This window comes from Gottfriedia sp. ABJ_BB2_2 (genome assembly GCF_055484705.1).
Map to the genome: position 1 here is coordinate 203,150 of NZ_JBVFKR010000001.1, position 18,010 is coordinate 221,159.

The 18,010-nt window shown below is 33.2% G+C and carries 19 protein-coding genes; 5 read left to right on the top strand and 14 right to left on the bottom strand.

Annotation, left to right across the window (positions count from 1 at the left end; genetic code table 11):
• The first annotated feature begins 327 nt into the window (after nt 1-327).
• Nucleotides 328-1,296 (top strand): NAD(P)-dependent alcohol dehydrogenase, encoded by a 969-nt coding sequence (locus tag ACX6U0_RS01145; protein ID WP_464958172.1) that lies wholly within the window; start codon nt 328-330, stop codon nt 1,294-1,296.
• A 40-nt stretch (nt 1,297-1,336) separates the two neighbouring features.
• Here ACX6U0_RS01145 and megL read toward each other — a convergent pair whose 3' ends face one another.
• Nucleotides 1,337-2,539 carry a methionine gamma-lyase gene (gene megL / locus ACX6U0_RS01150; protein ID WP_464958173.1) on the bottom strand — a complete coding sequence of 401 codons (1,203 nt, stop codon included), beginning with the start codon at nt 2,537-2,539 and terminating at the stop codon, nt 1,337-1,339.
• A 459-nt stretch (nt 2,540-2,998) separates the two neighbouring features.
• Here megL and ACX6U0_RS01155 point away from each other — a divergent pair, with 459 nt between their 5' ends.
• Entirely contained in the window at nt 2,999-3,235 is a 237-nt protein-coding gene (locus ACX6U0_RS01155) for a WGxxGxxG family protein (protein ID WP_464958174.1), read from the top strand.
• Between the two features lie 130 nt (nt 3,236-3,365).
• Here ACX6U0_RS01155 and ACX6U0_RS01160 read toward each other — a convergent pair whose 3' ends face one another.
• From ACX6U0_RS01160 to ACX6U0_RS01180, 5 genes are all read right to left on the bottom strand, one after another.
• Entirely contained in the window at nt 3,366-3,977 is a 612-nt protein-coding gene (locus tag ACX6U0_RS01160) for a hypothetical protein (RefSeq protein WP_464958175.1), read from the bottom strand.
• A 215-nt stretch (nt 3,978-4,192) separates the two neighbouring features.
• Entirely contained in the window at nt 4,193-4,372 is a 180-nt protein-coding gene (locus ACX6U0_RS01165; RefSeq protein WP_464958176.1) for a hypothetical protein, read from the bottom strand.
• Nucleotides 4,369-5,403, bottom strand: coding sequence for a TIR domain-containing protein (locus ACX6U0_RS01170; RefSeq protein WP_464958177.1), 1,035 nt, complete (start codon nt 5,401-5,403; stop codon nt 4,369-4,371). The genes ACX6U0_RS01165 and ACX6U0_RS01170 overlap by 4 nt, the downstream gene beginning before the upstream one ends.
• A gap of 247 nt (nt 5,404-5,650) precedes the next feature.
• Complete coding sequence (locus ACX6U0_RS01175; protein WP_464958178.1) at nt 5,651-6,007, bottom strand: winged helix-turn-helix transcriptional regulator; 357 nt, start codon at nt 6,005-6,007, stop codon at nt 5,651-5,653.
• Nucleotides 6,008-6,180: 173 nt separating this feature from the next.
• Nucleotides 6,181-7,203: an NADH:flavin oxidoreductase/NADH oxidase gene (locus ACX6U0_RS01180; protein ID WP_464958179.1), complete on the bottom strand. Its 1,023-nt coding sequence runs from the start codon at nt 7,201-7,203 to the stop codon at nt 6,181-6,183.
• Between the two features lie 267 nt (nt 7,204-7,470).
• Between ACX6U0_RS01180 and ACX6U0_RS01185 the strand changes: the two genes are divergently transcribed.
• Nucleotides 7,471-7,761, top strand: coding sequence for an ArsR/SmtB family transcription factor (locus ACX6U0_RS01185; protein WP_464958180.1), 291 nt, complete (start codon nt 7,471-7,473; stop codon nt 7,759-7,761).
• A 128-nt stretch (nt 7,762-7,889) separates the two neighbouring features.
• Entirely contained in the window at nt 7,890-9,230 is a 1,341-nt protein-coding gene (locus ACX6U0_RS01190; RefSeq protein WP_464958181.1) for an MFS transporter, read from the top strand.
• 186 nt (nt 9,231-9,416) lie between these two features.
• Here ACX6U0_RS01190 and ACX6U0_RS01195 read toward each other — a convergent pair whose 3' ends face one another.
• The 3 genes from ACX6U0_RS01195 to ACX6U0_RS01205 all read right to left on the bottom strand — a co-directional run bounded on the left by ACX6U0_RS01195 (nt 9,417) and on the right by ACX6U0_RS01205 (nt 12,243).
• Nucleotides 9,417-10,340: an alpha/beta hydrolase gene (locus tag ACX6U0_RS01195; protein ID WP_464958182.1), complete on the bottom strand. Its 924-nt coding sequence runs from the start codon at nt 10,338-10,340 to the stop codon at nt 9,417-9,419.
• Between the two features lie 255 nt (nt 10,341-10,595).
• Nucleotides 10,596-10,733 carry a hypothetical protein gene (locus tag ACX6U0_RS01200; protein WP_464958183.1) on the bottom strand — a complete coding sequence of 46 codons (138 nt, stop codon included), beginning with the start codon at nt 10,731-10,733 and terminating at the stop codon, nt 10,596-10,598.
• Nucleotides 10,734-10,926: 193 nt separating this feature from the next.
• The gene (locus ACX6U0_RS01205; protein WP_464958184.1) at nt 10,927-12,243 is read right to left on the bottom strand and encodes an MFS transporter; all 1,317 of its coding nucleotides are present in this window, start codon (nt 12,241-12,243) and stop codon (nt 10,927-10,929) included.
• A gap of 353 nt (nt 12,244-12,596) precedes the next feature.
• Here ACX6U0_RS01205 and putP point away from each other — a divergent pair, with 353 nt between their 5' ends.
• Nucleotides 12,597-14,072 (top strand): sodium/proline symporter PutP, encoded by a 1,476-nt coding sequence (gene putP / locus ACX6U0_RS01210; RefSeq protein WP_464958185.1) that lies wholly within the window; start codon nt 12,597-12,599, stop codon nt 14,070-14,072.
• A gap of 59 nt (nt 14,073-14,131) precedes the next feature.
• Here the strand turns inward: putP and ACX6U0_RS01215 are convergent, their stop codons facing one another.
• From ACX6U0_RS01215 to ACX6U0_RS01235, 5 genes are all read right to left on the bottom strand, one after another.
• On the bottom strand, nt 14,132-15,208 hold the full coding sequence (locus ACX6U0_RS01215) for an NAD(P)H-dependent flavin oxidoreductase (protein ID WP_464958186.1): 1,077 nt from the start codon (nt 15,206-15,208) through the stop codon (nt 14,132-14,134).
• A 119-nt stretch (nt 15,209-15,327) separates the two neighbouring features.
• The gene (locus ACX6U0_RS01220) at nt 15,328-15,684 is read right to left on the bottom strand and encodes a DUF952 domain-containing protein (protein ID WP_464958187.1); all 357 of its coding nucleotides are present in this window, start codon (nt 15,682-15,684) and stop codon (nt 15,328-15,330) included.
• Nucleotides 15,685-15,788: 104 nt separating this feature from the next.
• Nucleotides 15,789-16,244 (bottom strand): GNAT family N-acetyltransferase, encoded by a 456-nt coding sequence (locus tag ACX6U0_RS01225; protein WP_464958188.1) that lies wholly within the window; start codon nt 16,242-16,244, stop codon nt 15,789-15,791.
• A gap of 123 nt (nt 16,245-16,367) precedes the next feature.
• On the bottom strand, nt 16,368-16,982 hold the full coding sequence (locus tag ACX6U0_RS01230; RefSeq protein WP_464958189.1) for a hypothetical protein: 615 nt from the start codon (nt 16,980-16,982) through the stop codon (nt 16,368-16,370).
• A gap of 137 nt (nt 16,983-17,119) precedes the next feature.
• Nucleotides 17,120-17,878 (bottom strand): SDR family oxidoreductase, encoded by a 759-nt coding sequence (locus ACX6U0_RS01235; RefSeq protein ID WP_464958190.1) that lies wholly within the window; start codon nt 17,876-17,878, stop codon nt 17,120-17,122.
• Between the last annotated feature and the right edge of the window lie 132 nt (nt 17,879-18,010).

The following is an 18,010-nucleotide window of genomic DNA, read 5'->3' on the forward strand; positions in this document are numbered from 1 at the left end:
TGTAGACTATGTAACTCTTGTTTTTAAGAATAATGAAAGTAATCTACCCCGTAAATGTTAGACGTTAACTAATATTTACGGGGTGTTTTGCATTCCCTTCCCTCCCTTCTTTTCTAATGTAACTGTACTCTGTGACTTATTTCATATAGTTCGAATTTCTCATACTCAACTGTAATATATATAACTCTAGATGGATGGTATTACCCTCTACCCAAAACGGTTCGTGTAAAAAGTGCATAGTTTGAATCACTAAAACGATAGCTATATGGTTAATTTATTATCTTGTCCCAGTATGATTTAGTTTTACTGAAATGAGGAGGAATATTTATGAAGGCTATAGTTTGTAGGAAGTATGGAGCACCTGACGTTCTTGAATTATTAGAAGTTGAAAAACCAATTCCAAAATCCAATCAAGTACTTGTAAAAATAAAAGCAGCATCCTTAAATTATGGAAATCTTGTTCTTTTAAAAGGCGAACCTTTTCTAGCTAGATTTGCTTTTGGACTTCTCAAACCAAAATACTCTATTCCTGGCGGTGATATAGCAGGCCTAGTTGAAGCAGTTGGCAAAGATGTTAAACACTTTAAACCAGGAGATGAAGTGTTTGGAGACTTATCAGCTTGTGGTTGGGGTGGCTTTGCCGAATACGTAGCTGTACCTGAGAATGCCATGGCAATCAAACCAGTAAATTTGTCCTTTGAGGAAGCAGCAGCTGTTCCTATGGCAGGAGTAACAGCATTACAGGCGATTAGAAATAAAGGTAATATTCAGTCGGGACAAAAGGTATTAATAAATGGTGCTTCTGGTGGTGTGGGTACTTTTGCAGTCCAGATTGCCAAAGCATATGGTGCTGAAGTAACTGGTATTTGTAGTACAAGAAATATAGATATTTTAAAGTCGATCGGTGCAGATCATTCCATGGACTATACTATAGAAGACTTTAAAGAAATAAAGGATAGCTACGATTTAATTATTGCTGTAAATGGCTACCACCCAATATCAACTTATAAGCGAGCACTTAAACCAGGCGGCAATTATGTAGTGGTTGGAGGTTCAGGAGCTCAATTAGCCGAAGCGATGGTGATTGGTCCTTGGATTTCAATGATTGGGCGTAAGAAAATGAGTAGCATGTTACAAAGGGCAAACCAAAAAGACTTGATTACTTTGAAAGAACTACTTGAAGAAGGCAAAATAAAACCCATTATTGATCGGTGTTATAAGTTAAGTGAAATAGCTGAAGCTTTTAGGTATTTTGAAAAAGGTCATGCTCAGGGTAAAGTTATTATTACTCTATAAAAACTTTCATATGATAGATGTACATAAAAAAGGCTGATTATCAGCCTTTTTCCATTTTTTGTTTTGTCATATATGCAAATGCCTGTTGAAGGTCGTCCACAATATCCTCCCATGCTTCTAAACCGACTGACATACGTATCATATTTTCTGTAATTCCCATTTTTTGCTGTAATTTTTTAGGCACAACTGAGTGTGTCATTGTGGCTGGGTGTTGAATTAGTGTCTCTGTATCCCCTAGACTTACTGCAATTTTAATCATCTTCAGCTGATTTAGAATATCTTGTGTTTCTTCCTTCGAACCGTGCACTGTAAAAGCAATCACGCCTCCACCTTTTTTCATTTGCTTATTAGAAATGTAGTAGTCTGGATGATCTGAATCGCCTGGATAAAATACTTCTTTTACAATTGGATGAGATTGTAAAAAAGTAAATACTTTTTCAGCATTATCACAATGGCGTTCCATTCGAACAGCTAAAGTTTTTAATCCACGAAGCAATAACCATGCATCAAACGGAGACATTATGCCACCGGTGTCCTTCCTTACTGGTGCCATTGCATCAGCCAATTCTTTTGTTTTACTCACAACAATTCCTGCGATGACATCCCCATGTCCGCCAATATATTTCGTTGCACTATGTAACACAATATCACAGCCAAGAGTTAATGGCTTTTGTAAATATGGTGAACAAAATGTATTATCCACGACCACTACTATGTTCTTTTTATTTGCAACTGTTACTACCTTCTCAATATCAATAACTTTCATAGTAGGATTTATTGGTGTTTCAATAAAAATAACCTTTGTGTTCTCTTTTATTACATCCATTAACTCTTCTTCTGTGGACATGTTGCAAAAATCGTGTTGTACATTAAACCTATTTTCCAACATTTCTAATAAACCAAAGGTACATCCGTATATTCCTTTTGAGCATACGATATGGTCTCCAGATTTAATTAATGAAAACAAAGTAGTCGACACAGCGGCCATGCCAGACCCAAACGCTAATGCAGCTTCACCTTCTTCCAAAGTAGCCATTCGCTCCTCTAAAATATGAACAGTTGGGTTGCCTAGCCTTGAATAAATAAAGTCATTATTCTCTCCACTAAAGCTTCGTTCCCCATGTTGCGCTGTTGGAAAAGTAAAAGTGGAGGTCTGAAATAAAGGTGGTGTTAAACTGCCCTGATACTCACTTGATTCATATCCTTCATGAATTAGAGATGTCTCGATTTGTTTTTTTTTCATACCAAATTAACCCCTCTCTTTTAACGGTCTTTTTTTAGTTAAATGAGCATTCATGCTTTGGAAGTTATAGAAATTGATGAGGTTCTAGCAGATTTTTAAGTAGTATCTAATCGCAAAAAAAAATAAAATGATTAGAAAATAGATAATAAAAACCATACTCAAAGAAAATAAATGCAATTATGAAATAAATGTAAGCGCTTTACTATTTATGTTTATTAGCTTATTTTGATAGAAATACATATTTTCATTAATAAAATGAAAACCGTTTAAAGATATTTGTTTGAATGGAAGATTCCTAAAATAGTTAATCCGATGACTAGTCTTAGTTCATTTACTCTTTAAAATTTCAAATCCGCATAAAATATTAAAAATCATTATGGATTTATTTACCATGAATTTTATTACTTTTATGAATCAAAATAATAAATGCTCTTATTCTAAATAAGGTGGTGAATTGTCATGAAAAGATTTTGTTTAGTGATATTCTCTTTAGTATTAGCGCTATCATTTTTAACGAATAATGCTTCAGCTGAGAACAGATATTCAAACGATAATATGAATCGTTATAATCCAACGCCAGTTGCTAACACAGCAGCAACAGACGATGACGATGATAACGATTGGGGTTGGCTTGGATTACTGGGGTTAGCTGGATTATTAGGATTAAGAAGAAGAGATCGTGACGACAGAAAATAAAAAGATACATTTCCCTGTATTTCTTATAGTCTAGAATGATGCTTTTAAAAACCTGTTGTACAGGTTTTTTATTTTTTGAACTACATTATTAGCTTAAAAAAAGCTGTAGCTCTAAGCTACAGCATATTTGTCATAAACTATATTCTTCCGTCGGTATCTTACCGGTAAGTATGTCATATTCAGCTTTCATTTCACCGAACTTCTGAGGATTACCTTCATTTAGGGCATAATCTGGGTGCCACAGTCTTGTATATTGTCTCATATGTTTTTTCCAAACTTCAGCTCCATCTTTTGGATTGAAGTACTTATATTGATATGTATGATTTTCTTTTATTGTAAATGAATAATCTCTAAAATATCGTTCCCACTCTTTCGCCCAATCATCTAGTTTTTTCTTAAACTTTTCGGCTTGCATGCTGTTCTTCATTTTCTCTTCGTTCTTCCAATATTCCATTTTTTGATTGAAGTCATCTAAATCTTTATTAGAGGTTTTCCATCGTTGCTCGGCTTCTTTTAATTCCTGGTTAAATTCTTGTTCTAAAGAGTTCTCAATTACAGTATCTTCATTAAAAATTTGATTAACGCCAGTAAGATTCAAATGATTGGCATACTTTTCATTAATCATTTGTTCTAACAATTCTGCCATAGTTTTACCTGTTAATTGAGAAAGTTGATCTAACTTATTCATGCTTTCTTGATGCAATTTATGTGTTACATACACTTTTTTAGGTTTCTTTTTCAACCACCTCAACTCCTTAACTAAATGTTACTATACAAGAATGTAGCAAACCATTAAAAAATGGAGACAATCTTGTTACAAAAATCAAATTTCTAAAATAATTGGTAAATGAAGTAATTTGAATTGTTTTTTTAATAAATCATTTGTTTTGGGGTTGTCTTTTTTTTGATTTTTAAACAAAAAACACTTTAACAAATTGTTAAAGTGTTAAAATCAATTTATGCATTATTTTCGAAAGGAACGCTATAATCTGCCTTTTGTCTATATACAACTTTACCTACTTGGGTTTTCCCTTTCACGTCGGCGGTTGCTTTTACACCTACTAGTTTCACATGTTTCGTTAGTTCCTTTTTAGAAACCATCTTTTTTACGTCTTTAAAATCAATATATCTTGTCATTTAGAACCACCTCCAAATAGATAATCGATTGTACCCATCAGTCTTGAATTAGCTACTATTAAAAGATCCAATTCTTCATCCTTTAATTCTGCTTCATCATCCGTAGCTGTGATTGTCACCGTTAGAACGCCCTCTGTTCCCATAGGATAACATATTAAATAACTTTTATACAAGTTATCTCTTGTTAAAAGGAACAATATATTGCTCTTCAAATAACTGTCTACCACGAGAATTCGCTCACCAGAATCTTCCTCAATACCATCATTCACATTAAATTCATGAAAATGTTTACTTGGTACTTCTCCAACAATATGTCTTAATCCTTCTGAACCTTCCCTTTTCCAAAAACCAATATCGGTTAGTTCGAATCCTCTTGGAACACCATACTTAGGCTTTAGTGTTTCAACTATGTATTCATGAATATGATCAGGACTTGTTTTCATTAGTTTTATGGCGATATCTGCAGAGAATTTTGAAGCCACGTTTAATGCATTGATTCTAAGTGTGGCTTGTTCATAAAGATCTTTATAATCGACAAATGGACCAGTTTGTTGAATGATTTCACCAATTTCACCACATGCTACTCTTACTGCAGCTTTATGGTTTACTATATCTCTTATTTCATAAGTAAGATGATTTATACCAACTAAATCAGAAAGGAAATGAAAATCTAACAGTTTCAGTTCTTCTTCAACTTGAATTTTTTTTGTTTTATTTGGGATTAAAAAAAATACTCGACCTCTACGTAGTTTCCCCCAAAACAAGCCCATTTCAAACAAAGTATTGTCACGAGTAATTAAGCATTTATTGCCTCGAATAGTAATGACATCATCAGGAGAACATATAAATACACCATAATCATTTTGATCTAGCTGTTTTTCTAAGTCTTCCATCGTATATTTATTTATAGTAAAGGCTGAATTCCAAGGTGTAACTTCTGCATAATAGCTTAAATGATACTGTACTGCATCAACATATGGCATGGCTTCCCTAGATGAACCTATAAAAACTCTAGATCTTCTCTCTTCCATAAAACCTCCAACGATTAGTAAATATTACCACAAATTATATCATAAAATTCTCAGCATTTGATTGTAATCATTCACAACAAACGACAAATGGTTCAAATTTCCTTGGACAAGTTTGAAAAATGATATTTTATGCTCTTTAAATTGGGTTGTGAAATTTTCAGTTAATCAAGTAGGTTTTATTTTCGCAAGGTACATTAAGTCACCAAAATAAAAAAGGTAAGGAATTCCTACCTTCTCAATTAATGCATTAATTATTAAGAATGCTTACTTCTAATACATCATCTTTATTTCCGTATTTCTTTATGATATGACTTTCTCCCCACACACATAATGAATACAGGATTTCATTCAAGCTTACTCCATAATCCGATAAAGAATATTCAACTTTAGGCGGGATTTGATTATATACAGTTCGATTTATGATTCCATCTTCCTCAAGTTCCCTAAGCTGTTGAGTTAGCATTTTTTGAGTGATTCCTGGCATTGCTCGTTTTAGTTCACTTGTTCTCCGAGTACCTAGTTTTAAATGGCATAAAATCACGACTTTCCATTTTCCACCTATTACTTCTAATGCTGCTTCAACCGGTATGTTATATTTCTTCATTACAAATCTCCTTCGAAACATGATAGACGTACTAATAAATAATCCTCACTATATAGCGAGGATTATTATTCAACATACTTCTATTTTTATATATGTATCCAAGTTTATTGTTTTCCTATTCTAACTTAATCATTCGTAGGAAATAGCCATATAACTTGGAGTATTATAGAAGATTAAAATCCAGTTGTGTATTGTCTTGGAATCGTTGTCTCTTTATTTAACTTAGATGCTGCTTCTAAAGTCCAATAAGGATTTCTCAACATCCCTCTACCTACTGCAACTAAGTCAGCGTCTTCATTGCCAATGACAGCATTTGCAAGACTTGGTTCGTCTAATCTTCCAACTGCGATGACAGGAACATTAAGAGCTTGTTTAATTTCCCTTGCAAGAGGTACTTGATATGCTACATGTGTACCAGGTCTACCGTGTGCAGCAATTTTCCCTTCACCACCAGAGCTTACATGGAAGATATCTACACCAGCATTTTGATATTCTTTAGAAAAATCAATGCTATGATTCATACCATATCCATCTTCTACATATTCAATAGCAGAAATACGTAAAATCAATGGCATTTCTTCTGGCATCACACTTTTTGCAGCCTGAATGACTTCTTTACCAAAAAGAGTTAAATCCTTCCCGTACTCATCAGTCCTATGATTTGTTAATGGAGATTGAAATTGATGGATTAAGTATCCATGTGCACCATGTAACTCAATCGTGTCTACGCCGATTTTTACAGCACGCTCTACAGCTAAACGGAACTTTTCAACCATATCCTTTACTTCTTGTGTTGTAAGTTCTCTCGGTATTTTTGAATTTTCATCGAAAGGAATTGCAGATGAAGATACTGGTACTTGTGCATCTACAGCTTTACGTCCTGCATGTGCAATTTGAATACCTACTTTTGCACCGTGTTGCTGACAAGCTTCAACAATTCGTTTTAAAGCTGGAATTTGATCGTCTGACCATAATCCTAAATCAAAATCTGAAATTCGACCATCTGGTTCTACATCTGTCATTTCAATAATAATTAAACCAGCTCCACCTATTGCTCTACTTACATAATGAGTGTAGTGCCAATCAGTTGCAATTCCATCTTTGTTTGTAACTGAATATTGACACATTGGAGGCATGACAACTCGATTTTTTAATTCTAACCCTTTTAATTTAAATGGTGTAAACAAATGATTCATTTTCATTACCTTCCTTTTGGTTTCCAATATTTTAATGTAAATTTACTTCATTCCCAAAGTGATTGAAAGTTTTTTGCTTATAAATAATATTTACGAAAAAAAAATTCAAATTCTTGTATCAAAACATTGGAAAATAGCTTTTAAATCATAAATTAAAGTATTGCCTAAATCTAAAGAAAAAGAATAATTATTTTTGTCGATTTCTAAGTATGTTAATTGAAATAAAAGAATATTGACAGTAGATAGTACTAGTTTTATTATAGTTCTATGACTATCAAACAAAATACCTCAGATGATAAACGTGTAAAAATATTTAAAGCACTAGCTGAAGTTAAAAGGATTGAAATCATACGATATCTTTATCATGAAAAATATAAAAATTCATGTGGGGAAATTGGTGAAGCAATTGGAATGTACAAATCAAATGTCTCATACCATCTTAAGATTATGATTGAAGCGGATCTTGTTGTTTATGGTAGAGATGGACAGCAAAAAAACATAACGTTAAAGGAGGACACTTTTCAAGAGTTCTTACCAGGTTTTTTGGCAACACTTTAGTGCCAAAGAGCCTTTATTTTTAATCAATAGTTTTAAAGTTCTAGAACTATAATATTGTTACTTTTGGTGATTTGAATAATCAATATTACTTTTTCTTCTTTGTAAAAAATAAATGAGGAGTGTTAGAGTTGGAAACGAAAAAAGTTAAAATTTCAAGATGGTTATTATTTACATTATGTTTCATCGTTATGTTAGGTCCAATGAATGCTGTATTATTTAATGTGGCACTTGAAGATATTTCTAAAGACCTATCAATTAGTTCTACAAAGGTAAGTTGGGTTGTAATAGGGTATTCTTTAATTGTTGGTATTGGTTCTATAATTTATGGAAAACTTGCCGATCGTTATAGTGTGAAAAAACTTTTAATTATTTCTATATTGTTATTTATATTAGGTTCAGTGATAGGTTTTATTTTTCAAACATATGAGTTTTTAATTTTTGCAAGGCTTTTACAAGCTAGTGGTGGTGCTTCATTTATTTCCTTAGGTATGATAGCAGTAACAAAAATGTATTCAATAGAGAAAAGACCGGGTGCGCTAGCCATGATCAGTTCTTCTATAGCACTTGCTGTAGGTATTGGTCCTTTAGTTGGTGGTGCCATTACCAATACACTCGGGTGGTCATATTTATTTTTATTTATGGTTATTTCAATCATTGGAATTCTTTTACTTTTGAAGTTTATGCATATCGAAGTTATCAATAAAGCTAATGAACCGTTTAGTTTTGACTATATTGGGGCAATTTTATTATTCGGTTTAATTACTTCGATACTACTAGGAATAAGTATTAACACCTGGTTTTTTATACTTTCGTTAGCTCTTCTATATCTATTCAAAATTCGTATGATGAAAGCTAAATATCCCTTTATCGATATTGAATTATTTAAAAATATACTATTCTTACGTTTAATAACAATTGGATTTATTATTAATGTAGCGTTATGTGCCAATTTATTACTACTTCCAATGCTATTAGCAAGAAAACATGGGTTATCACCATTTATCATTGGAATCGTATTATTTATCAGTTCATTATTCGGTATTTTGTCTAGTTATATGACAGGAAAATTTATTCCTAAATTCGGCAATGTGAACATAATTTACGGAGCATCAATATTAATGATTATTGGCTTTATATCTTTAGGATTGATCCCAAATGCCAACATTAGTTTAATAGTAATTTCAACTATTTTAACGTTTTTTAGCTATTCTGCAATTCAAGTATCATTAAACACATTTCTTCCAAGGATTTTAAACCCAACAAAAATTGGTGTTGCTCTTGGTTTATATAATTTAATCAATTTTGTAGGAATGGCGTTTGGCCCAGCGGTTGCAAGTAAATTAATGGAAACAACAAATAGTTTTAGCCTAAACTATGTCTTAATCTCACTTTCAATCACAATGCACTTCCTATTACTCTTTAAAATCTCAGTAGTAAAAGTAAAATCAAAGCTGTTAAATAGAGTTTAGAATATAATGCCAAAAAAACCTTAGTTATAGTTAGTCATCAATAACTAAGGTTTTTTTATAAAGACAATAAATGACAATCCTATTACCGATCTGTTCAGATTGATACCGCCCTTTTAAATTTATAACTTGTATTTTTATACATGATTACATATCATTAATTATCTTAATTATTTACTAGTTAAAGCTTTAATGTTCTTCTTCACTACTTGTAAAAGTATTTCTAATAAACTCTAAAATCTTTTGTTCGTATTCTTTTGGCTCTTCTTGATACGAAGTTATATGTCCATAGTCAGTCAACCATATTGTTTTTTCACTTTCTTTTGGAATTTGCTCTAAAATTAATTGGCTACTAGTAAATGGTACGCGTTCGTCATTTTTACCGTGAATAAGCAAATAACTTGTGTTGTGGCCTTTTTGGACTTCCAAGATTGGTGAAACTGTTTTCGGGTCTATCCGTAATAAGTGTTTCATCGATTTTATAATAATTGGTGTAAATGGCTTTTTTGGTAGTTTGGACCAAACATTTAAGTTCTCTTCTAAGTAAGTTTGCAAATCATGAAACGGACTGTCAGCTATAACACCTTTCACATAAGGATGTCGACTTCCAACAAGTAAACTTGTAGCAGCGCCCATACTCCAACCTAACAATATGATTGATGATTGACCTTTAGATTTTAGTGCAAAATCCACTGCAGCTGTTAAGTCGTGCTGCTCATAATAACCAATTCCTGTACTACGTCCACCTGATTTGCCACTATTTCGAAAATCAAACATAAGTACATTGACATTATTTTCATGAAGTTTTTGAATTAGCCGTAATGATTGAATCGTTTTTTGACTTCGCTCATCAGTATAACCGTGAGCAGTTATGACCGTATTCGAAGTAGTTACTTTTGAAGGAATCCACCAGCCTCTTAGTGTGACCGACTGAAATTCACTTTTAAATTCTACCTCATCGTATGATAATCCATAATCAGCAGGTGTTTCATCAGTTTTCCTTCTTTTCGGATGTGTTAAGATCAAGCCAACTAAAATTGGTAAGATGAAGATAACAAAAGGTGTAAAAATTAATGTCCAGATTACGGTTTTTTTGATTTTGTTTCTTTTCATCTGGTACACTCCTTTCAATCTCAAACATCATGATCTATTGTGTTCCAATATATAATTCATATGATTCAAGATTATTTTCTCTGTTCATATTCTATTTATGAAGGATTTGTAACTTTTGTTCAAGTGAATTTTAAAAAAAGCCCAATATTTTCAACAAAATAAATGCTTCTTTAATTGTTTATAAAAATCAATAAAATACAAATAATAATACCCAACTACATTTTTAAGTAGTTGGGTATTAGAAATTTATATGAATTATGATGATTGGGCTACTCTCTCAACATGATAAAGTTTGATATCTTGAGGACCTTGCTTAAAAGTCACTACTAATAGAGTTATGATTGCAAATAAATATAATAAAAGCATTGTACAAAAACCAATAATTAAGAACATTTGATTACCACCTTTTAATTTGATGTGATTGAGTTCTTACAAGTTCAATGTAACATATAAGATCCATAAAACACTTTCTATTTCGTGAACAATTTGTGAATATTTTCACATGATGATATCACAAAAAAGTAAGCAAATGATAAGTGCTTACTTATTAAGATCTCGGATTTCAAAAGAGAAATCATTTTCTATTTTAATATTCAGCTTGTTTTTGATTATTGTTTAAAATACTAGCATCTTCTTTCTTTCCATAACGAGACCAAATCACAACTGGAATTAGTAAAAGTGATAGAGCACCACCTATTAATGCTAATGTTGAGTAGCTTGAATTTGCGACAACCATGCCTGACATGGCACCTCCAGAAGCGCCGGCTAATGCAATAAAAACATCTATTAAACCTTGCGTTTTAGCTCGAGTTGAAGAATTTGTTGAATCAATAATCTGTGCTGTACCGCTTATTAATCCAAAATTCCATCCTAAGCCTAATAAAGAAAGTGCAACAATTAAGAATATCATTGAATCACTTGGAGCTAGTGCCGCTAACAAACCCGCAAAAAGTAAGGTAATTCCAGCGGCAATTGACATGGCAATTCTTCCAATCTTATCAACAAGAACTCCAGTAACAAGTGATGGTAGATACATAGAACCAATGTGAAATCCAATGACTACACCAACATCACTTAAATTATGGCCATGATGCTTCATATGCACTGGGGTCATCGTCATGATTGCAACCATCACGATTTGAGTTAATACCATTATAGACGCACCAACAACTATTCCTCGTTTATTATTTATTTGAGAAGGCGAATTGTTGTCTTTTACAACTTCATTTTCTCGCTTTTTTGATTCTATGAGTCTTGCAATCATGAGTGGGTCCGGTCGTAGCAAGATGTAAACGATTAAACCTGCCAAAATAAATGCTATTGAAGAGAGAATGAAAGGTCCGGCTAGAGCAGGCACCCCTATTGAGCTTGCAAAATTGCCCATTACGCCAACTAAACTTGGACCAGCCACTGCACCAAATGTAGTTGAAACCATTGCAATACTAATTGCTGTCGCTCTTTGATTTTTATTCGCTAAGTCAGTTCCTGCATAACGAGCTTGTAGATTCGTTGCTGTTCCGGCTCCGTAAATTAGTAAGGAAGGTAATAATATAAAAATATTGTTTGTTATTGCTGCGATCACAACGCCAATTGCTCCAATTCCACCAGTTATAAACCCTGCAGTAAGTCCAATTCGACGGCCGAAACGCTGAGAGAGTCTACCGACTAATAACGCTGCGATTGCAGATCCTAATGTAAATAAAGCAGCTGGTAATCCTGTAACTGAATCTGATCCTAGCATTTGCTGTGCAAGTAGTGCACCGACTGTAACACCAGCAGCAAGTCCTGCTCCGCCAAATATTTGCGAGATACATACGATAATGAGTGTTCTTTTATAGATGTTTTTTTGTTCTTCTGCTGTATTTACTACAACATTTTGTACATCATATGCTTTCCTTGCCATTCATTCACCTTCTTCTAAAATTGGTTCATCTATTATTCTCATATTGATTTGTAACATATTTTCATAATTTATGAAAGGCGATATGAAAAAAGCTTTTGAAATTGAAACTTTTTAATCATATTTTAATAGATTTTTTTTTTTGAAATTGTACCTTTTTCACCTCATTCTTACTTACATACGTACTTCAATTACTGATTTTTTGAAAAATTAGTAATTGAAATTTTCAGCATATTATAATAAAATAGTTTGATATCTGAGAAAAAATGTTTCTTTCAGTCAAAATTGTTTATTTTTTGAAAGAAATTATTATTCGATGATACTTTTAAAACTTCATAGAAAAACGGAGGTATATCATGGACATTCAAGTAATTATATCAATCTCTATTTATTTTATTTTTATGCTAGCAATTGGAGTTTACGCTTACAAAAAGTCTACTGATAGTTTATCTGAGTACATGCTTGGTGACCGTGGACTTGGACCAGCTGTTACTGCACTATCTGCAGGTGCAGCTGATATGAGTGGTTGGATGTTAATGGGATTACCAGGAGCGATGTATGCAACTGGGATTTCTTCTGCTTGGATTGCAATTGGTCTTACAATTGGAGCATATTTAAACTATTTATTGTTAGCACCTCGTTTACGAGTTTTTACTGAGGTAGCTGATAACTCAATTACAATTCCAAATTACTTTGAAAAAAGATTCCAAGATACAAGTAGAATCTTAAGAATTGTTTCTGCAATTGTTATTATCGTATTCTTTACATTGTATTGCTCTGCAGGTTTTGTATCTGGAGGAACTTTATTCGAATCTGCATTTGGTATCGATTATAAGGTTGGACTTTTTGTTACTGCTGGAGTTGTAATTGCCTATACACTATTCGGTGGTTTTTTAGCAGTAAGTTTAACGGACTTTGTTCAAGGATTAATTATGTTTATTGCCCTTATCTTAGTACCACTTGTTGCCTTTGTAGATGTTGGTGGTGTAAAACCTGTATTCGATGAGATTAAAAGTATTGACCCGAAACTATTAAATATTTTTACTGGGACATCATTTATTGGGATCGTTTCTTTACTTGCATGGGGTTTAGGTTATTTTGGACAACCTCATATTATTGTTCGATTTATGGCAATTTCTACTGTAAAAGAATTAAAGCCTGCTCGTCGAATTGGTATGAGTTGGATGATTTTTACGATCGTAGGCGCAATTTTTACAGGACTAATAGGGATTGCTTATATTTCAGTTAACAAATTAACTTTAGAAGATCCTGAAACAATTTTTATCTATTTCTCTGAAGTGTTATTCCATCCTTTAATTACGGGATTCTTGTTATCTGCAATTTTAGCTGCTATTATGAGTACAATTTCTTCTCAACTTTTAGTAACAGCAAGTGCATTAACTGAAGATCTATATCGTGTTTTTGGTAAAAAGGATGCTACGGATAAAGACCTTGTTCGTGTGGGAAGATTAGCAGTTTTAATCGTTGCAATCGTATCACTGCTACTTTCATTAACACCAAATGACACAATTCTAAATCTTGTTGGAAATGCATGGGCAGGCTTTGGAGCAGCATTTGGACCAGCGATTCTATTAAGCTTATTCTGGAAACGAATGACTCGTTGGGGCGCTCTTGCTGGTATGATTGTTGGTGCATTAACAGTTATGATTTGGATTAGTGTAGATGCGATTAAAGAAGCAATCAATTTATATGAAATGGTACCTGGCTTCTTCTTTAGCTTAATTGCTGTCATTATCGTTAGTCTCCTTACTTCAAACCATAGTAGTAAAATTGAAGAACAGTTTGATGAAATGGAAAAACGTCTTGCATAAAAAAATAAACCGGGGTGTGATCATCACACTCCGGTTTTTATATTGAATCTTAAAATGAATTAAGCAAGTATGACTTTTGCATCTTCAAGAATTTCTTCTATTATTTCCCTTGCGCTTTGTCCACTAGTTAGCATTCGTAAGCCTTGACCTGCCCATAGTGACATATAACCTGGATTATTTTGTTTAGCAGCTCCATTTCTTATATCTCTTGTCATTGTATTTTGAGTCGGAAAAGGGAGAGGTTTGATATCTATATTTTCCCAGTGCTCTATAAATTCATTTTTAATTCCCCTAGCTGGACGTCCTGAAAATGAATTTGTGATGACAGTACTTACTTCAGTACTTTGCAAAAGTTTTTCTTGATAGGAATTATGCGCACCTGATTCGCTTGTGGTTAAAAAACGAGTGCCCATTTGAACACCCTGTGCCCCAAGGACAAGAGCAGCTACTAATCCACGTCCGTCCATAATTCCACCTGAAGCGATAACAGGAATGTTTACTTGATCAACGATTTGCGGAACTAATGCAATTGTACCGATATTATTTCCCATTGGTTGGTCAGTAACGTTAAATGTGCCTCTGTGTCCCCCTGCTTCTGTTCCCTGCGCTACTATTGCATCACAACCCGCTTGTTCTGCAAGAAGTGCTTCCTGAACAGATGTGACCATTGACACAACTTTAATCCCTAATGCTTTTGTTTGTGCGATCATATTTTCTGATAGCAAACCAAATGCAGTACTAATAACCGGTACCTTTTCTTCTATTAATATCGCTAACTGTTCATCAAAATTAGAAGGCGATGTTATAATCTCTTCTAATACAATTGGAATCTCCAGTAATTTTCTGAATTTATTTAGTTCACCTTGTACTTCATTTATTCTAACAGTATGATCAACATTTTGAGTGGCAAATAAATTAACAGCAAAAGGGTTCTTTGTTAAACCTCGGATTTCATGAATTGCAGCTCTAATATTTTTTGGATCCATATAAGCAGCACCAATTGTTCCAAGTCCACCTGCATTTGAAACCGCTGCGGCTAGTTTTACTGTACCTGGTCCTCCTGCCATTCCTGCTAAGAAAATAGGGTAACGAATGTTGAATAACTGACAAAGTTTCGTATTAAGCTGGATATTCACGGAAATACCTCCTATTAGTAAGTACATAGTGTTAAATACATTTTCAGGAAGAAAACTAGATAAACTTCTACTAAAAAAACCTTCTCATCAAGAAGGTCTTAACTAATGTAAGAAAGTCATCATTTACTTAAAAGTAATTGAATGTCTTCTGGTATAACAGTAAATTTCCCATTGCTATCTAATGGAAATTCAACAACTTTAATGACAGCATCTAAGTTTAATGGTCCATAAATATGAGGATATAATTTACCTGATTGAATTAAATCTTCATAAACGTATTTTGATTCTAACTTTGTTGGATCGATACAAAGTATAAGTAAATTTTTATGTCCTTCAAAGAAAAGATTTGCAACTTCAAGTGCTTGTTCAAACGTAGAACAGTGAATAAATCCCTCAGTTTTTAAACTTGGTGGCATGTATATCCCCAATTCTTTTGCTCTGAACCAATCTTCATTTTCAATTATATGTAATATCATTCAGTAATCTCCTATCAATATGTTTATGATATCTATAAACAGTAACATGAATTATATAATTTTGAAATCAAAAAACCAACATTCATTTGCTGGTTTTTGATAAATTATAATTTCATTGTCATGAATACACTATTTGGATCCTCGGTATAATCAGAAAATGGATCACAATATTGAAATCCGAAGTTTGAATATAGTTTTCTTGCAGGTACAAATGCATCCATTGAACCTGTTTCTAAACTAACTCGCTTATAACCTCTATTCTTTGCTTCGTTAATGATATATTGAAGTACAGTTTTTGCAACACCTTTGCGTAAGTGTAATGATGAAGTACGCATTGACTTAATTTCACCGTGGGTTGAATCGAGCTCTTTCAGTGCGCCACACCCTAGTAATTCTCCTTGCTCCCATGCGCTCCAAAAGGTAATTTCAGGTTTTTTTAAACCCTCAATGTTTAAAGCATGAATACTTTCAGGTGGAGAATTTTTGGCCATACCTTGAAGATGTTCCCCGATTAATTGAATTATTTCTGTCCCCGATAAGTCATCTTTCTTAATTTGCATTACTTTGTCCCTCCCGCTTTTTCTGTCATGACATAAGAAATATTATACTTAATTTTAAATTTATTGAAAGGTAATAAAAAAGCGATTTTCCATTTAATTTTGAAAAATCGCTAGTTAACGTGATTAAGAAGATGAATACGATCTTCGAGAATACGAATGTGAATGTGAATGCCTATGATGATGGCGATGATGATGGTTTGAAGAAGATGAATGATGACGATGACGACGATGTTTGTTATGATGACGTTTAGAACTGCTACCAAATAATTTTCGGAAGATACCGAATTGAAGTGTGTTCGTTTCAGTACCAAATCTACCTACATCCACGATACGTATTTCACCATTATTCGTTAACATGATATTGTGGTTATGTAAATCAAATGCATCAAGTCCAGCAAGATGTGCATCAATCATTGCTTCTTGTATTTCATTTTCATAACGAATTCTCAACTCATCATCATGTCCAACCAGTTGATAAAAAGTATCGCCGTAAATTCGTTCACTTACCATAAAGTCATTTGTGTATGCTTCAACTTGTGGATAATAAATACTGTTTTCGAGGCGATGTAGCTTCATACCATCATCACGACTTTTCCCGTCTTCCTTAAACACTTTGATAACAAGGTCATTTCGAGTATAAACATCGCCATCTTTACCACTTGCTAAGTACTCAAAATGATCTGCATGCTCTCCCCATAATGAAAACTCATGTATTTCTTGCAATAAAGATTCTTTCATCCTAATCATCTCCTCTCATCTTACCTATATTTTACAATATAAACGTAACTTTTTGAAATTTGAGCATAGACGTTTTATAAATTGAAATAAAAAAAGATTGAGTAATAACTACTCAATCTTTTTAAAGTTTTTATAGCTTAATAAGCAGTCCAACCAGCATCTGCTGTAATAATTGTTCCATTTACGAAACTTGATTCATCAGAAGCAAGAAATAGTGCAACATTTGCGATTTCCTCTGATTTACCCATTCTTGGATTTACTGATAGACCAGCCTGTGTACGCCCAATTCCAAAATGATTAATATTAGTCATAGATGCACCGATATTTGTTTCTACTCCACCTGGTGCGATTGCATTACAACGAATACCATTTGGTGCATACATAAAGCCAGTATTTTTTGTAAACCCAACAACTGCGTGTTTAGAAGCTGTGTATGTTGCACCAGCACGAGCTCCATATAAACCACCAGCGGATGCAATATTTACAATGACACCCTTTTGTTTTTCTAAAAATATAGGTAATGCCTTTCGTGTTGCACGCATGACACTTGTTGTATTGATTGCAAAAACCTTTTCCCAATTATCATCTTCTATATCAGCAGCCGGTTCAAAATTGTCCATTATTCCGGCATTGTTAACTAAAATATCAAGTGTTCCGTAAGTATTTACTGTCGTATCTATTAAATTTTGAATATCTTCTTCTTTTGCTACATTAGCCATAATCGCTATTGCAGTTCCCCCATTGGATGTAATTTCTTCAACAGTTTTATTAGCTGCATCCAAATTAATATCTGAAACAACTACTTTCGCACCTTCTTTTGCATATAAGTTAGCGATAGCTTTCCCCATACCTGAAGCTGCTCCTGTTACGATTGCTACTTTATCTTGAAGTCTCATGATTGTTTCCTCCAATTGTTGTTTAATTTGTATGCGCATACAAGAAAGTTAATGAACATTTGTTTATTAACGTTCCATGTGTATATTATAATGAATAATAAGTAGACTAAACAATCGGCAAATACAGTGTGA